The organism is Tepidimonas sp. (assembly GCF_046292505.1).
GTDB lineage: Bacteria > Pseudomonadota > Gammaproteobacteria > Burkholderiales > Burkholderiaceae_C > Tepidimonas.
On record NZ_JBKBQX010000009.1, the window covers coordinates 65,385 to 80,929 of the forward strand.

Genomic DNA, 15,545 nt, shown 5'->3' on the forward strand with positions numbered 1-15,545 from the left:
GAGGTGACAATTTGGCGCGATCTTACGGCAAACGCCACCCGTTCGGGCGGGCGCCCCCTCGTGCGGCTGACACGGGCCGGGTGGCGCTCGGCGACGCTCAGGAACGCGAAGGCGCTTGGACCGCGGCCGCCGCACGGGCGGCGAACTCCTCGCGCAGCGCGCGCAGGCGCGCGCGCGGGTCGTCCGGCACGGCGGCGGCGTCGAGCTGCATCTCGGCGATGAAGCGGCTGGGCTGCGCAGCGACGCGCTCGCGCCCCTGGCGCCGGGCTTTGAGCCAGCTCACCACCAGCGTGCGCTGCGCGCGCGTGATGCCGACGTACATCAGCCGCCGCTCCTCCTCGATGCGCGCGGCGATCTGCGCCGCCTCGCCGTCGGCGTCGGGCTTGAACGGCAGCAGCCCCTCGTTGACGCCGACCAGCATCACGTGCGGCCACTCCAGCCCCTTGGCCGCGTGCAGGGTGGACAGCGTCACCGCGTCCTGGTCCTGCTCGCGCTCGGCCAGCGTGCTGATCAGCGCCACCGTCTGCGCCACCTCCAGCAGCGGCCGCGGCGTGCACTGCAGCGCCACGCCGCCCGTGTCGTCGAGCTGGCCGCCGCAGCGCTGCACCATCCAGTCGACGAAGTCCAGCACGTTGGCCCAGCGCTGCGTGGCCTGCTGCGGGCTGTCGGCGTGGTCGTGCAGGTGGCGCTCGTAGCCGATGTCGGTGAGCCACTCCATCAGCACCGCGCGCGCCGCCTCGTGCCCCACCGCGTGGCGCGCGCGGTATTGCAGGTCGTTGACGAAGCGGCCGAACTCGTGCAGCGCCGCGAGCGCCTTCGGTGCCAGCGTGGCCTGCAGCGTCGGCGCAAACAGCGTCTCGAACAGGCTGAGCCGGAGCCCGGCGGCCACCTGCCCGAGCTGCGCCAGCGTCTGGTGGCCGATGCCGCGCCGCGGCGTCGTCACCGCGCGCAGGAAGGCCGGGTCGTCGTCCTCGTTGGCGAGCAGCCGCAGCCAGGCGCACAGGTCCTTGATCTCGGCGCGGTCGAAGAAGCTCGTGCCGCCGGAGACGCGGTACGGGATCTGCGCCTTGCGCAGCGCCACCTCGAAGGCGCGCGACTGGTGGTTGGCGCGGTAGAGGATGGCGCAGTCGCGCCACGCCGCGCCCTGCGCGCGCAGGGTTTGGATGCGCGCCACGGCGCGCTCGGCCTCGTGCTCCTCGTGGTCGCAGGCCAGCACGCGCACCGGCTCGCCTTCGCCCAGCGCGCTCCACAGCGTCTTCGGGAACAGCTTGGGGTTCGGCCCGATGACGGCGTTGGCGGCGCGCAGGATGGCGTTGGTGGAGCGGTAGTTCTGCTCCAGCTTGATGATCTTGAGCGTCGGGAAGTCCTGCGGCAGGCGCTTCAGGTTGTCCAGCGTCGCGCCGCGCCAGCCGTAGATCGACTGGTCGTCGTCGCCGACGCAGGTCAGGTGTGGCTCGGGCCGCTCGCCATGGCCCACCAGCACCTTCAGCAGCTCGTACTGCACGGCGCTGGTGTCTTGGTACTCGTCCACCAGCACGTGGCCCAGGCGCTGCTGCCAGCGCTGGCGCACCTCGGCGTGCTCGCGCAAGAGCTTCAGCGGCAGCAGGATCAGGTCGTCGAAGTCCACCGCCTGGTAGGCCGCCAGCCGCTCGTGGTAGCGCGCCATGACGAGCGCGATCTGGCGCTCGGCCTCGTCGCGCGCCTGCGCCAGCGCCTGCTCGGGCGTCAGCCCCGCGCCCTTCCACTGGCTGATGCGCCACTGCCAGTGGCGCGCGGTGGTGGCGTCGGGGGTGCCGCCGCAGTCCTTCAGTAGGCCCACGATGTCGTCGGTGTCCAGGATCGAGAACTGCGGCTTCAGGCCCAGCGCCGCGCCGTCCTCGCGCAGGATGCGCACGCCCAGCGCGTGGAAGGTGCACAGCAGCACGCCCTGCGCGGCCTTGCCGACCAGCGTGCGCGCGCGCTCGCGCATCTCGGCGGCGGCCTTGTTGGTGAAGGTGATGGCGGCGATGCGCTCCGGTGCCAGCCCGGCCTGGATCAACCGCGCGATCTTGTGCGTGATGACGCGCGTCTTGCCCGAACCCGCGCCGGCCAGCACGAGCGAGGGGCCGCGCAGGTGGTGCACGGCGTCGAGCTGAGCGGGGTTGAGGGTGTCGTGCATCGGTTGGTCAGACGATCGGGGTCGTTCACCGTCGGGCGAGGGCGCGATGATACCGAGCGCAGCAGGCGACAGCGGTGCGCCGGCGCGGTCGCTACCATCGGGCCCCATGGGCTCCATCCTGTTGGTCACCTTTCCCTTTTTTGCGTTGGTGGCGGCCGGCTACCTGGCGGCGCGGCGACGCTGGTTGCCGTTGGAGGCCATACCCGGGCTCAACGGCTTCGTGCTGTTTTTTGCGTTGCCGGCCATGCTGTATCGCTTTGGGGCTTCCACACCGATCGCCCGGCTGCTGGACGGCGCGGTGGCGGGGGTGTGGCTGCTGTGCGCGCTGGTGGTGGTGGGGTTTGCGGTCGCGGTCAGCCTGGGCGGGCGCATCCGCTGGAACGATGCCGCCTTTGGCGCGCTGGTGGCCGCATTTCCCAATTCGGGGTTCATGGGGGTGCCGCTGATTGCCGCACTGCTGGGGCCGCAGGCGGTGGGCACGGTGATCGTGGTCATCGTGGTGGATATGGTGATCACCAGCTCGCTGTGCATTGCGCTGTCGCGTCTGGATGCGGGCGAGGGCGGCGCGCGCGCGGCGCTGCGGCAGGCGTTGCTGGGCGTGCTGCGCAATCCCATGCCGTGGGCGATCGGGCTGGGGGCGCTCGCCTCGGCGTGGCGCATTGCGCTGCCGGGCCCGTTGGACAAGACCGTGGGGCTGCTGGCCGATGCCGCGAGTCCGGTGGCGCTGTTCACCATCGGGGCGGTTTTGGCACGCTCCCAAATGCAGGCCGATCATCCGATGCCGCTGCGCGATTACGTGCCGCTGGCGCTGATGAAGCTGCTGCTGCATCCGCTGCTGGTGCTGCTGGTGGGCGCTGGCGCCATCCAGATCGGCGTTGGTTTGCAGCCGGCGGTGCTGACCGTGATGGTGCTGACGGCCGCGCTGCCCAGTGCCAGCAACGTGTCGCTGCTGGCCGAGCGCATGGGGGCCGACAACGGGCGTGTCGCACGCATCATCCTCGTGTCCACGGCGCTGGCGTTTTTCACTTTTTCGGCCGCCGTGGCCTGGCTGCGATGAGGCGCTCGCGCGGCGTCGGTCAGAAGCTGAGCGGATCGACGTCGATCGCCCAGCGCGCCAGGCCTCGCGTATCCGCGTGGGTGCGCAGGGTATGCAGCCGCGGCATCCACGCCGCCAGCAGCGCCTGCAGGGCGGGGCGGTGGGGGCTTTCCAGCAGCAGCTGGGCCCGCTCGATCCCCGCCACGCGGGTCAGCGTCATGGGCACGGGCGCATACAGCGTGACATGGGCGCGACCGGGCAAGTCGTGCGCGGCGTCGGCGGCGTGCCGCAGCCACGCGAGGGCGGCGTCCAGCTGGCGCGCTTCGGCGCGCAGCAAGGCCTGGTGGCTGTATGGCGGCATGCCGGCGGCGCGCCGCTCGTCCAGTTGCTGGGCCGCGAAGGCCGCGTAGTCGTGCCGGGCCAGCGCGGAAAACAGGGGGTGCTCGGGGTAAGCGGTTTGTACCCACAGTTCCACGGTGCTGTCCTGTGCAGCGACGAAGCGGGCATCGCGTCCCGCACGGCCGGCTGCCTGCATCAACAAGGTAAACAGCCGTTCGGGCGCGCGCCAGTCGCTGGCAAAGAGCGCCCCGTCGGTGTTGACGCTGGCCACCAGAGTGATGCGCCGGAAGTCGTGTCCCTTGGCGATCATCTGCGTGCCCACCAGCACGTCGATGGCGCCGCTGTGCACGGCGTCCAGGGTGCGCTCCAAGGCCCCGGCCGCGCGCGCGGTGTCGGCGTCCAGGCGGCCGATTCGCACCGGGCTGCCGTCCGGCCGCCGCAATGCTCCCAAGGCTGAGGTGAGCTGTTCCTCGAGCTGCTCGGTACCGCGGCCCAGGGGGGCCAGATCCAGGTTGCCGCAGTCGGGGCAGGCACGGGGCACGCGGGCTGCGTGGCCGCAGTGGTGGCAGCGCAGGCTGCGGTCGCCCTTGTGGAAGACCAGGTGGGCGCTGCAGTGCGGGCAGCCGCTCTTCCAGCCGCAGTCGCCGCAGGCAATCACCGGCGCGTAGCCGCGCCGATTCAGCAGCACCAGCGCCTGCTCGCCGCGGGCCAGCCGCGCCTCGATGGCGGCCAGCAAGGGGGCGGCCAGGGCGGTACCGCGTGGCTGGTGGCGCAGGTCCACCAGCCGCAGCCGCGGCCAGCCCGCGCCCCCCATGCGGTCGGCCATGTCCACCCGGCGGTAGCGGCCACTCTCGGCGGCGTGCCAGCTCTCCAGCGCGGGGGTGGCCGAGCCCAGCACCACCCGGCAGCCGTCCGCGTTGCCCCGGTGGGCCCGATACACGGCCAGGTCGCGTGCGGAGTAGCGTGCGCCCTCTTGGCTTTTGTAGCTGGGGTCGTGCTCCTCGTCCACGACGATCAGCCGCAAGCGCGGCAGGCTGGCAAACACCGCCATGCGCGTGCCCAGCACGATGCGCGCCTGCCCGCGGTGCGCCGCCAGCCAGTGCTGCAGCCGCTGGGCCGGGGTGAGCCGCGAGTGCAGCGTCGTTACCGCATCGCCGAATCGGGAGCGAAAGCGCTGTTCCAGTTGCGGGGTCAGGTTGATTTCCGGCACCAGCACCAGGATCTGCGCCTGCGGGTCGCGTGCCAGCAGCCGTGCGGTGGCCTGCAGGTACACCTCGGTTTTGCCGCTGCCGGTGGCGCCGAACAGCAACACGGGCCGGTCACTCGCCTCGATAGCCGCGATCGCATCGAGTTGGGCTGACGTCAAGGCGGGAACGGGCGTGGGGTGGTCGGCTGACGGGGCGCGCGCCGGTGCCGCACGCTTCAGTCGGCGTTGCAACTGCGCCAAGGTCAGCTCCCGCAAGGCGGGGGGCAGTGCCGACAGGGCCACTTCACCCAGGGACCGCTGATAATAGCGGGCGGCAAACGCCACGAAATCGCGCCAATCCGGGTCCAGCGGCGGCAGCGCATCCCAGACCTCGGTGACCGGTCGCACCTGTTCTGGAGGGCAGATGGGAGCGGCGGGCGTTGGGCCCCAAGCGATGCCCAGCACCTCGCGCCGACCCAGCGGTACGCGCACCAGGGTGCCTGCCGGCACGGGGCGGTCGCAGCGGTAGGTCAGTCGGTCGCCCAGCCCGCTGTGGGCGGGGGCTGCCACCACCACGTCGACCCAGGTCGATGCCGGAGATCCCGGAGTAGGGGGGCTGGGCGCTTCCGTCACGGCCGTGCCAGGGACGTCATGCGCGGGCGGGCATGCGGGTTTCCACGCTTGCCCCGAGAAACTGTGGATAACTTTGTCGACAAGCTGCGGATCGGTACCGCAAAGCATTGTCCGACAAGGCTTCGACTGGATTGCCAAAAATTTTGGCAAAACGATGAAACCATAGTTTTTTCAACGACTTGCGGAATTTGCTGCAGCAATTGTCAGCGCGCGGGTCAGCCAGCAGACAGAGCGTCCCGTCCCCGCAAAAGTGTGCATAAAGCCGATGCCGCACATGACCGATGAGCGGGGTCAAGCCGTGCCGCGCATGCGCCGCGAGTGCGCGTGCACCGTCTCGACCAGCACCTGCACGTGCTGCGGCGGCGTGTGCTGGCTGATGCCGTGGCCGAGGTTGAAGATGTGCGTCGGCCCGCGCCGCGTCGGGTCGGTGTGCGGGGCGCCGAACGCCTCCAGCACCGCCACCGCCTGCTCGGCCACCGCCTCGGGGCTCGAGAGCAGCACCGCCGGATCCAGGTTGCCCTGCAGCGCCTTGCCCGGCCCGCCCGGCAGCCCGCCCACCAGCGCGCGCGCGCGGCCCAGGTGCACGGTCCAGTCCACCCCCAGCACGTCGCAGTCCAGCGCCGCCATCTCCGCCAGCCACGGCGCGCCGCCCTTGGTGAAGACGATGCGCGGGATGGTGGCGCCGTCGTGCGTGCGCGGCAGCTGCGCCAGCACACGCTGCGTGTAGGCCAGGCTGAAGCGCTGGAACATCCCATCGGCCAGCACGCCGCCCCAGCTGTCGAACACCATCACCGCCTGCGCGCCGGCGCGGATCTGCTCGGTCAGGTACGCCGCCACCGCATCGGCGTTGACCGCCAGCAGCCGGTGCATCAGATCCGGGCGGCGGTACATCAGGCTCTTGACATGGCGGTAGTCATCGGAGCCGCCGCCCTCCACCATGTAGCACGCCAGCGTCCACGGGCTGCCGGAAAAGCCGATCAGCGGCACCCGGCCCGCCAGCGCCCGCCGGATCGACGTCACCGCATCGAACACGTAGCGCAGCCGCTCCATGTCCGGCACCGCCAGCGCCGCCACGTCGGCCTCGCTGCGCACGGTGCGCTCGAACTTCGGTCCCTCGCCGGCCTCGAAGCGCAGCCCCAGGCCCATCGCGTCCGGCACGGTCAGGATGTCGGAAAACAGGATCGCCGCATCCAGCGCGTAGCGCTCGAGCGGCTGCAGCGTGACCTCGGTGGCGAAGTCAACGTTCGTGGCCAGCCCCATGAAGCTGCCGGCGCGCGCGCGCGTGGCACAGTACTCGGGCAGGTAGCGGCCGGCCTGCCGCATCAGCCAGATCGGGGTGTATTCGGTGGCCTGGCCCAGGCAGGCGCGCAGGAAGGTGTCGTTGGTCAGCGGGGCAAAGGACATGAAGGTTCGCTCGGGTGGTGCAGATCGCGGCGCATTATCGCCGCGCCGCCTGGAACGCCGCGCGCACCTCCGCCACGCTGAGCACCTCGGTCAGCACCTGCGGCGCGCGCCCCGGCACGTGCAGCACGTACACCGGCACGCCGCTGCGCCCGAGCCGGGCCAGCTCCTGCGTGATGGCCGCATCGCGCCGCGTCCAGTCGGCGCGCAGCAGCGCGATGCCAGCCTCCTCGGCGTCGCGCAGCACCGCCGCATCGCCCAGCACCGCGGCTTTGTTGACCTGGCAGGTCACGCACCACGCGGCGGTGAAGTCGACGAACACCGGCCGCCCGGCGGCCAGCAGTTCGGCCTGGCGCGGTGCCGACCACGGCTCCCACGCGCCGTCGGCCGGGCTGGCTGGCGCGCGGGTTGCCGCCACCTCGGCCTCGCGCACCACCGCCGGCCCCACGCTCCAGCCCAGCGCCAGCAGCGCCAGCACCCCCAGCGCCGCCAGCGCGCGCGCGCGCCGCCCCAGCGCCCACAGCACCCACGCCAGGGCCAGCAGCAGCAACAGCAGCGCCGCCGCGCCGTGGATGCCGCTTTGCTGGCCCAGCACCCACAGCAGCCAGATCGCCGCCGCCAGCATCGGAAACGCCATCGCCTGGCGGAACGTCTCCATCCACGGCCCGGGGCGCGGCAGCCGCCGCGCCAGCCCCGGCCACCAGCTCGCCGCCAGGTACGGCAGCGCCATGCCCAGCCCCAGCGCGCCGAACACCGCCAGCGCCGCCGGCGCCGGCAGCGTCACCGCCAGCCCCAGCGACGCGCCCATGAACGGCGCCGTGCACGGCGAGGCCACCGCGGTGGCCAGCACCCCGGTGAGAAAGGCATCGGCCAGCGGATGGCGCAGTTGCAGCCCCGCCAGTCCCGAAGGCGCGAGTTGCCGCAGCTCGAACAGTCCCGCCAGGTTCAGCGCGATGAAGGTGAACAGCACCGTCAGCCCCGCCACCACCCACGGGTTCTGCAATTGAAAGCCCCAGCCCACCGCCTCGCCGGCACTGCGCAGCGCCAGCAGCAGCGCACCCAGCGCCAGGAACGACAGCACCACGCCCGCCGTGTAGGCCAGCCCCCCCAGCCGGTGCGCGCGCGCATCGGCCCCGTGCGCCTGGAACGCCATCACCTTGATCGCCAGCACCGGAAAGACGCACGGCATCAGGTTCAGGATCACGCCACCGGCCAGCGCGCCGAGCAGCGCCAGCGTCAGCCCCAGCGTCGTCGGCCCGCCGGTGCCCGCCGCGATCGCCGGGGCCGGTGCGGGGGGTGGGGGTGCGTCGGGTTCGGCCACCGCCGGCCAAGCGCCCTGCACGTCGGCCTCCAGTCGCACGCCGGCGCTGGCTGGACCGTGACCGGTCTCGGCGCACGCCAGCACGAGGGCCAGCCGTGGCACCGCCTCGCTGCGGTAAGGGTGAAACGGCAGCGTCGCGCGCCAGACCTCGCCGTCCCAGCCCTGGGTCCACGGCGCGCCGGGGGCGATCAGGTTGGCCGTCTCGGGGAAGAACTCCAGCGTCTGCCCGCGCCAGTCGGCCGGCAGGCCGTCGGCGCGCACGTGCAGGCCGGCTTCGTCGACGCGCAGCTCGGCGCGCGCCTGCGGCAGCGCGCGCGGCGCGGCAGCCCAGGCGGCCTCGAACTCCGCGGCGTGCTGCACGATCGGCCCGTCCGTCGACAGCTCCAATCGGAGCGTCGCCTCCTCCGGCACGCACTCGCGGCGGCAGATCAGCCAGGTCGCGTGCAGCTGCACCGGCAGGCTCGCGCCCTGCCAGCCCGCCGGCAGCGTCACCGGCACCGGCAGCAGCACCGTACCGTCGTAGCCGTAGTTGGCCAGGTCGCCCAGCGGAAACTTGCGTGGCGTCGGCCACTGGATCGCGCCGGCCTGCACACCCTCGGGCAGCGTCCAGTTCAGCTCGATCGGCAGGCCCGAATCCCCCGGGTTGTGCCAGTAGGTGTGCCACTGCGGCGCGTGCTCGATGCGCAGCCCCAGCCACAGCGGCCGCCCGGCCGCCACGCCCTGCGGAGCGTGCACCAGCAGCTGCACCTGGGCGTAGTCCGTGCGGGCGCGCTCACCCGGCGTGCCGGCCGTGCCGCTCGCTGCAGGCAAGCCCGCCAGCCCCCCCTGCGCCGCCCCCCACAGCGGCAGCAGAGCGGCCAGCAGCCCCGCCACCAGCGCGCGCGCCGTGCGCCGCATCGTCTCGTGCATCGTTCTCATCGTCCATCCATGGAGCCGTCGCATCCCCCGGGGGTTCCCCAAGGGCGGCGCCGATTGTGCGACAACGCGCCCAATAGCCAAAATCCATCCCCGCCATCGTCGCACGCCGTCTTCACAAGCCGCGCGCGCTGACCAACAATCCAGCACGGTCGCTGTGGACGTGGAGGACAACGCATGCCTTCGATCGACAAGGCCATCGACGGTTGGGTGCAGCGCTGGCGCCAGCATGTCGACCTGCCCCTGCGCGTCTGCTGGGGCGTGGGGGGCGGCGAGCCGACGCGCTGCTGGGACCTGGGCACGTTCGACGCCCCGCGCGTGGTCATCACGGTGCGCGACGCCGCGGCGCTGTCCGCGTTGCTGGCCCCGAGCCTCGACACCCTGGGGGAAGCCTACGTCGAGGGCCGCCTCGACGTCGAGGGCGACATCGACGACGTGCTGGCGATGGCGCACACGCTGGTGCGCCGTGCCCCCGACGGGGGCGCCGCCTCGCCGACGCTGCTGCAGCGCGTCGTCAAGGGGCTGACGCACAGCCGCAAGCTCGACCGCGAGGCCATCCAGTACCACTACGACGTCTCCAATGCCTTCTACGCGGAGTGGCTCGATCCGGCGATGGTGTATTCCTGCGCCTACTTCGAGCGCGGCGACGAGGATCTGGCCACCGCGCAGATCAAGAAGATCGACCACATCCTCACCAAGATCCGCCTGCAGCCCGGCCAGACGCTGCTGGACATCGGCTGCGGCTGGGGGGCGCTGGTGCTGCGCGCGGCGCAGCGCTTCGGCGCGCGCTGCGTCGGCATCACGCTGTCGCAGGCGCAGTACGAGCTGGCGCGCGAGCGGGTGGCCGCCGCGGACCTTGCGGATCGCGTCGAGATCCGCCTGCAGGACTACCGCGACGTGGAGGGCACCTTCGACCGCATCACCAGCGTCGGCATGTTCGAGCACGTCGGGCTCAAGCACCTGGCGGACTACTTCCGCCTCCTCCGCGCGCGGCTGGCGCCGGACGGCTGGGCGATGAACCACGGCATCACCACCACCGACCCCGGCGACGGCGAGACACCTTACGGCGGCGGACGCTTCGTCGATAAGTACGTCTTCCCGCACGGCGAGCTGCCGCACATCGCCACCGTGCTGCGCACCATGCAGGAGGGGGGGCTGGAGCCGTTCGACGTCGAGAACCTGCGCCGCCACTACGCGCGCACACTGCAGTGCTGGGGCGCCACCTTCGAGGCCAAGGGGGGGCGCCTGCGTGCCATGGTGCCCGAGCGCATCTGGCGCATCTGGCGCGTGTATCTGGCCGGCTGCGCCTGGGCGTTCGAGCACGACCAGATCGCGCTGTTCCAGGTGCTGTGCCGCCAGGCCGGCCGCAGCGCGCAGGAGCTGCCGTGGTCGCGCCGCTGGATCTATGGCAACGGGGCAGCCCCATCGGCTTGACCGTCGCCTCGATCGATCCATGGACCGACCAGCCGGGCCAGCCATGGGCCGATAAGATGCAGGACATGAGCCAACCACCCGCCGCCGATTCCGCGCCCCGCCTCAAACGCTGGGCCGACCTGCGCTGGCCCGAGTTCGCCGCGTTGGATCCCGCGCACACCGTGGCGGTGCTGCCGGTCGGGGCCACCGAGCAGCACGGCCCGCACCTGCCGCTGGACGTGGACACCGCTATCGTGGAGGCGGTCCTTGCCGCCGCCGCGGGCCATTTGCCGGCCGAGATGCCGGTGTATGTCCTGCCCACCCTGCCGGTGGGGTTGAGCCCGGAGCACGAACGCTTCCCCGGCACTCTCACCCTGTCGGCCGAAACGGCGCTGGCGCTGTGGCGCGACCTCGGCGCCTCGGTCGCGCGCGCCGGGGTGCGCAAGCTGATCATCTTCAACGGCCACGGCGGGCACATCGGGCTGATGGATCTGGTCGGTCGGGAACTGCGTGCTCGGCACGATATGCTCGTCTGGGGGGTCAACTGGTTCCATCTGCCGCTCATCGAGCCCGATGGCCACGATCTGGAAGCCGACGTCGATGCGCGCGAGCGCCGCTTCGGCGTGCACGCCGGCCAGATCGAAACCGCGGTCATGCTGGCCATGGCCCCCGACCGTGTCGCGCAAAATGCGTTGCGCGATTTCCCCTCCACCTCCGAAGCGCGCGCGCGCCGCTACGCCCTGCTGGGCAACGGGCGCAGCGCCAAGTTCGCCTGGCAGATGCAGGATGTTCACCCCGCCGGCGCAGCCGGACACGCCGCCGCCGCGGACGCCGATTGGGGCCGGCGAGCCGTGGCGGCGGCCGGCCGGTCGCTGGCCCAGTTGTTGCAGGATGCGGTGGCCGTCCCGTTGTCCACCGCGGTGTCTGGCCCGTCGCTTGCTTGAGGGCCGTGGGGCTGCCGTCAATCGCGCGTTTCCCGCACCCCGTCGCGATCAGGCGTGGGTGATCCAGTCGCGGTGCTCTGGGCCCGTCAAATGTGGCAGGGCATTGAAGCTCACCAGCGCGCAGCGTTTGGGGTTGTGCGCCACTTCCGTCACCGAGGTGTTGCGCATGCGCAGATTCAGCTCGATCGTTGTCTCGGGGCTGACCCCCAGAAGGTGACCGACCAGTGTTGCAATCGGCCCGCCACTGCTCACCACCAGCACGTCGCCGCGATGCCCGGCGCGCACATGGTCCAGAACCGCCACGGCATCCCGCACGAATTGCCGGTATGGTGGCATGCCGCGCGGGGTGATCACCCCCGCCATCCACTGGCGCAACGCATCACGCAGCAGGCGAAAGTGCTCGCGGTACCCCTCGGGCGTGTGCGGATCGGCCGGCGGCGGCACGTTCAGCGCCTCGATCAGCGCCGCGCTGTCGTATTCATCCAGCCCGGGCCACACCTGGGCGTCCAAGTCCTCCCCCCAGCCGGTCCGGATCGCCTGCCAGGTTTCGTGGTGGCGACGCAAGGTCCCGGTGAAGACAGCCTCGACGCGCATCCCGTGCGCGCGAAAGTGCTCGCCCAGCCGCTGACCCTGCCGCCAGCCCAGCGGGCTCAGCCGGTCGTAGTCGTCGCTGCCGAAGGAGGCCTGCCCGTGTCGCACGAGGTGGATGGTTCCCATGCCCGGCATTCTGGGTCTGCCGGTCTTTGTGGGCAGTCGCGGCCGTGACGGGGACCGATCCCCTTGGCCACCCTGGCGGGGCGGTTTCGCATCATGGTCGTCCCGTGCCGCCCCATCCCGCCGACAGCATCCAGACGGCCGTCAGCACCAGGGCCGCCGCCATCAAGCGGTTGAACACCCGCAGCCGCCGTCCGCTCGGTCGACCCGCGACCACGGGGCCGGCCAGCCAGCCCCGCAACACCGAACCCACCAGCGCATAGGTCAGGTTGCTCGAAAAGGCATAAAACACCATCACCGGCAGCACCAACCAGAAACGGAACCACCCCTGCGGATGCCCGGCAATCCACCCCGCGACGATGGACAGTGCCAGCATCCACGCCTTGATGTTGAAAAACTGCAAGGCCACGCCGCGCGCAAAAGACATCTGCAGGCGCTGCGCCCCCAACTGGGCCAGTGTCGAGGTGCGGGCCAAGCGCCACGCCAGCACCAGCAGGTAAGCGACACCCCCCCACAGAATCCCCTGCCGCAGGACGGGCATCGCCAGCACGGCCGCGCCTACCCCGGCGGCGCACAGCGCCAGCAGCAGCGACCAACCCACCGGGACCGCGCACACAAACGGCAGCGCACGCCGCAGACCGCCGTTAGCGGCCAGGGCGGTGGACAGCGTGGTGTTGGGCCCGGGCGTGAAACTGGTGGCCGTGGCCAGCGTCAACAGGGCGAGGAACTCACTCCAGGGCATGGAAACGCGCAAATGTCGTCGGAGTAGGGCACTATACCCACGGAACCTGCGGCATGCCGATCAGCGGCTGCCGGACGTTTCTTCCCGCGCCCAGCGATCCAGCGCCTCCCAGCGCTCCAAGGCCTCCATCAGCGCCGCCTCGATCGCCGCGTGCCGCTCGGCCAGCGCCTGCGCCCGCTGCGGGTCGCGCCCGTACAGCGTGCCGTCGGCCAGCTCGGCTTCGATGGCGCGCTGCTCGGCCTCCAGCGCATCGATTCGTTCGGGCAGCGCCTCCAACTCGCGCCGCTCCTTGTAGCCCAGCCGTCGCCGTGGGGTTGGCGGCGCAGTGCCGGCATCCGCGGCGGGGCGGGCCGTGGTGGGGGCGGTGTCGGTCCTGCCCCTGTCGTCGGTCCCCTCATCCCGCCAGGCCGAGGGCCACACCGGCACACGCCCATGCAGCCGCATCGACTGTGCCATCCAGTCCTCGACGCCGCCCTCGTACTCGCGCCAGCAGCCATTGCCTTCGAAAACCAGCGTGCTCGTGACCACCGCGTCCAGAAAACGCCGGTCGTGGCTGACCAGAAACACCGTGCCCGGGTAATCCGCGAGCCGCTGTTCCAGCAGTTCCAGCGTCTCGATGTCCAAATCGTTGGTCGGCTCATCCAGCACCAGCACATTGGCCGGTCGAGCCAACAGCCGCGCCAGCAGCAGCCGGTTGCGCTCCCCGCCCGACAGCGAGCGCACGGGGCTTTGCGCCCGCGCCGGCGAAAACAGAAAGTCTGCCAAGTAACTGCGCACATGGGTGCGCCGCCCCGCGCATTCGATCCATTCGCTGCCCGGGCTGATGAAGTCCTCCAACGTCGCGTCCAGATCCAGCGCCGCGCGCATCTGATCGAAATACGCCACCGTCAACTGGCTGCCCAGCCGCACCCGCCCTCGGTCCGGCCGCAACTCGCCCAACAACAGCTTCAACAGCGTCGTCTTGCCCGCGCCATTCGGGCCAATCAGCCCCATCTTGTCGCCCCGCAGCACGGTCGTCGACAGATCTCGAACCACCTCCACCCGCTGCGCCCCCTCGCCGAAGGCCAGGCTCACCCCGTCCAGCTCGGCCACCAGGCGACCGCTGGCTTGACCGCGGGCCACCTCCAGCCGCACCTGTCCCACCGCCTCGCGGCGCTCGGCCCGGGCTTGCCGCAGCCGCTGCAACCGCTCAATGCGGGCCTGCGCGCGTGTGCGGCGCGCTTCCACACCTTTGCGGATCCAGATCTCCTCCTGCGCCAGCAGCCGGTCGGCCTTGGCCTGGATCACCGCCTCTTGCGCCAGTTGCTCGGCCTTCAGGGACTCGTACTGGGTGTAATCACCGGGATAGCTGCGCAACTGGCCGCGATCCAACTCCACGATGCGCGTGGTCACCCGGTCCAGAAAGTGTCGATCGTGGCTGATCACCACGACGCTGCCGTGAAAGGCCCGCAACTGGTCCGCCAACCAATCGATCGCATCGATGTCCAAGTGGTTCGTCGGCTCGTCCAGCAGCAGCACCTCGGGCTGCCCGACCAGCGCCCGTGCCAGCGCCACCCGTTTGCGCACGCCGCCGGACAGCGCCGCCAGGACCGCGTCGGACGGCAGACGCAGCCGTGCCAGCGTCTGCGCCACCCGCTGCTCCCAGCGCCAACCATCGACCGCCTCGATGGCATTCTGCAGCGCATCCAGATCATCGTCCGGTCCAGGGTCAGCGTAACGGCGCAGCCAGGCGTGAATGTCTTGCAAACCGTCGGCCACCGCGTCGAACACCGTCTGCCCGTCCTGGAACGTCGGCTCCTGGGCCACATAAGCCCAGCGCAGCCCCTGTCGGCGTTGCAGCTCCCCCACGTCCGGTCGCTCCAGCCCGGCCAGTATCCGCAGCAACGACGACTTGCCCGTGCCGTTGCGCCCTACCAGGCCCACACGCTCGCCGCCATCCAGCACGAACTCCGCGTGATCGAGCAATGGGACGTGGCCATAAGCCAGCGAAGCGTTTTTCAAATAGATCCAAGTCATGGGCATCCCAGGCGGCCAGGCGGGGGCGCCGCGACAACCGGAGCCTCGAAGATCGCGCCCGGGCTCGCTGGTCGTCTTGGTCTTTCGCTGGCCGCGGAAAAAGGTGTATACTAGCGGGCTCTCGACGACGTGAACGTGTCGACCTAGACAGTCAACAGCACAATCGTCGACCGACACATAAAAACAGACGTGCTTGCAAAAGCGCCCAAAAGTGTGTCATAATACGAGGCTCTGCTGATCGCGGCGGGTTTCGGTGGGATCTTTAACAAACAACAGCCGATAAGCGTGGGCAAGCGCGGTGCGCTGCTGGCCTGGGCGGAGGAGACTCTGTCTGGGGAGGTGGCACGAGTGCTGCGACAACTTGCTCGCGCAGACAGTAAGCGAAGTGAGGATTCACTTCGATTCCGTTTGAGTGAGCTTGACTTTGAAGATCGAACGATAGAGTTTGATCCTGGCTCAGATTGAACGCTGGCGGCATGCTTTACACATGCAAGTCGAACGGTAACAGGCCTTCGGGTGCTGACGAGTGGCGAACGGGTGAGTAATGCATCGGAACGTGCCCAGAGGTGGGGGATAACGCAGCGAAAGCTGTGCTAATACCGCATGTGATCTGAGGATGAAAGCGGGGGACCTTCGGGCCTCGCGCCTTTGGAGCGGCCGATGTCAGATTAGGTAGTTGGTGGGGTAAAGGCCTACCAAGCCGACGATCTGTAGCTGGTCTGAGAGG

At 70.6% G+C, this 15,545-nt stretch carries 10 protein-coding genes and 1 rRNA gene; 4 read left to right on the forward strand and 7 right to left on the reverse strand.

Annotation, left to right across the window (positions count from 1 at the left end; genetic code table 11):
• Positions 1-97 precede the first annotated feature (97 nt).
• On the reverse strand, positions 98-2,158 hold the full coding sequence (locus tag ACK4TH_RS06285; RefSeq protein WP_409623960.1) for an ATP-dependent helicase: 2,061 nt from the start codon (positions 2,156-2,158) through the stop codon (positions 98-100).
• Between the two features lie 106 nt (positions 2,159-2,264).
• On the opposite strand from ACK4TH_RS06285, the gene ACK4TH_RS06290 reads away from it, so the two are divergent.
• Positions 2,265-3,215 carry an AEC family transporter gene (locus tag ACK4TH_RS06290; protein WP_409623934.1) on the forward strand — a complete coding sequence of 317 codons (951 nt, stop codon included), beginning with the start codon at positions 2,265-2,267 and terminating at the stop codon, positions 3,213-3,215.
• A 19-nt stretch (positions 3,216-3,234) separates the two neighbouring features.
• Here the strand turns inward: ACK4TH_RS06290 and priA are convergent, their stop codons facing one another.
• From priA to ACK4TH_RS06305, 3 genes are all read right to left on the reverse strand, one after another.
• Positions 3,235-5,289: a primosomal protein N' gene (gene priA / locus ACK4TH_RS06295; RefSeq protein ID WP_409623936.1), complete on the reverse strand. Its 2,055-nt coding sequence runs from the start codon at positions 5,287-5,289 to the stop codon at positions 3,235-3,237.
• Between the two features lie 354 nt (positions 5,290-5,643).
• Positions 5,644-6,756 carry a uroporphyrinogen decarboxylase gene (gene hemE / locus ACK4TH_RS06300; RefSeq protein WP_409623938.1) on the reverse strand — a complete coding sequence of 371 codons (1,113 nt, stop codon included), beginning with the start codon at positions 6,754-6,756 and terminating at the stop codon, positions 5,644-5,646.
• A 34-nt stretch (positions 6,757-6,790) separates the two neighbouring features.
• The gene (locus tag ACK4TH_RS06305) at positions 6,791-8,983 is read right to left on the reverse strand and encodes a protein-disulfide reductase DsbD family protein (protein ID WP_409623940.1); all 2,193 of its coding nucleotides are present in this window, start codon (positions 8,981-8,983) and stop codon (positions 6,791-6,793) included.
• 183 nt (positions 8,984-9,166) lie between these two features.
• On the opposite strand from ACK4TH_RS06305, the gene ACK4TH_RS06310 reads away from it, so the two are divergent.
• A complete protein-coding gene (locus ACK4TH_RS06310; protein ID WP_409623942.1) occupies positions 9,167-10,423 on the forward strand; it encodes a class I SAM-dependent methyltransferase in 1,257 nt (418 codons plus the stop codon).
• Between the two features lie 65 nt (positions 10,424-10,488).
• On the forward strand, positions 10,489-11,346 hold the full coding sequence (locus ACK4TH_RS06315) for a creatininase family protein (RefSeq protein WP_409623944.1): 858 nt from the start codon (positions 10,489-10,491) through the stop codon (positions 11,344-11,346).
• Between the two features lie 48 nt (positions 11,347-11,394).
• Here ACK4TH_RS06315 and ACK4TH_RS06320 read toward each other — a convergent pair whose 3' ends face one another.
• From ACK4TH_RS06320 to ACK4TH_RS06330, 3 genes are all read right to left on the reverse strand, one after another.
• Positions 11,395-12,063: a histidine phosphatase family protein gene (locus ACK4TH_RS06320; RefSeq protein ID WP_409623946.1), complete on the reverse strand. Its 669-nt coding sequence runs from the start codon at positions 12,061-12,063 to the stop codon at positions 11,395-11,397.
• A gap of 91 nt (positions 12,064-12,154) precedes the next feature.
• Positions 12,155-12,802, reverse strand: a complete 648-nt coding sequence (locus ACK4TH_RS06325) for a LysE family translocator (RefSeq protein ID WP_409623948.1) — start codon at positions 12,800-12,802, stop codon at positions 12,155-12,157.
• Between the two features lie 60 nt (positions 12,803-12,862).
• Positions 12,863-14,818, reverse strand: a complete 1,956-nt coding sequence (locus ACK4TH_RS06330) for an ATP-binding cassette domain-containing protein (protein ID WP_409623950.1) — start codon at positions 14,816-14,818, stop codon at positions 12,863-12,865.
• A gap of 433 nt (positions 14,819-15,251) precedes the next feature.
• On the opposite strand from ACK4TH_RS06330, the gene ACK4TH_RS06335 reads away from it, so the two are divergent.
• A 16S ribosomal RNA gene (locus tag ACK4TH_RS06335) occupies positions 15,252-15,545 on the forward strand; the annotation flags it as partial.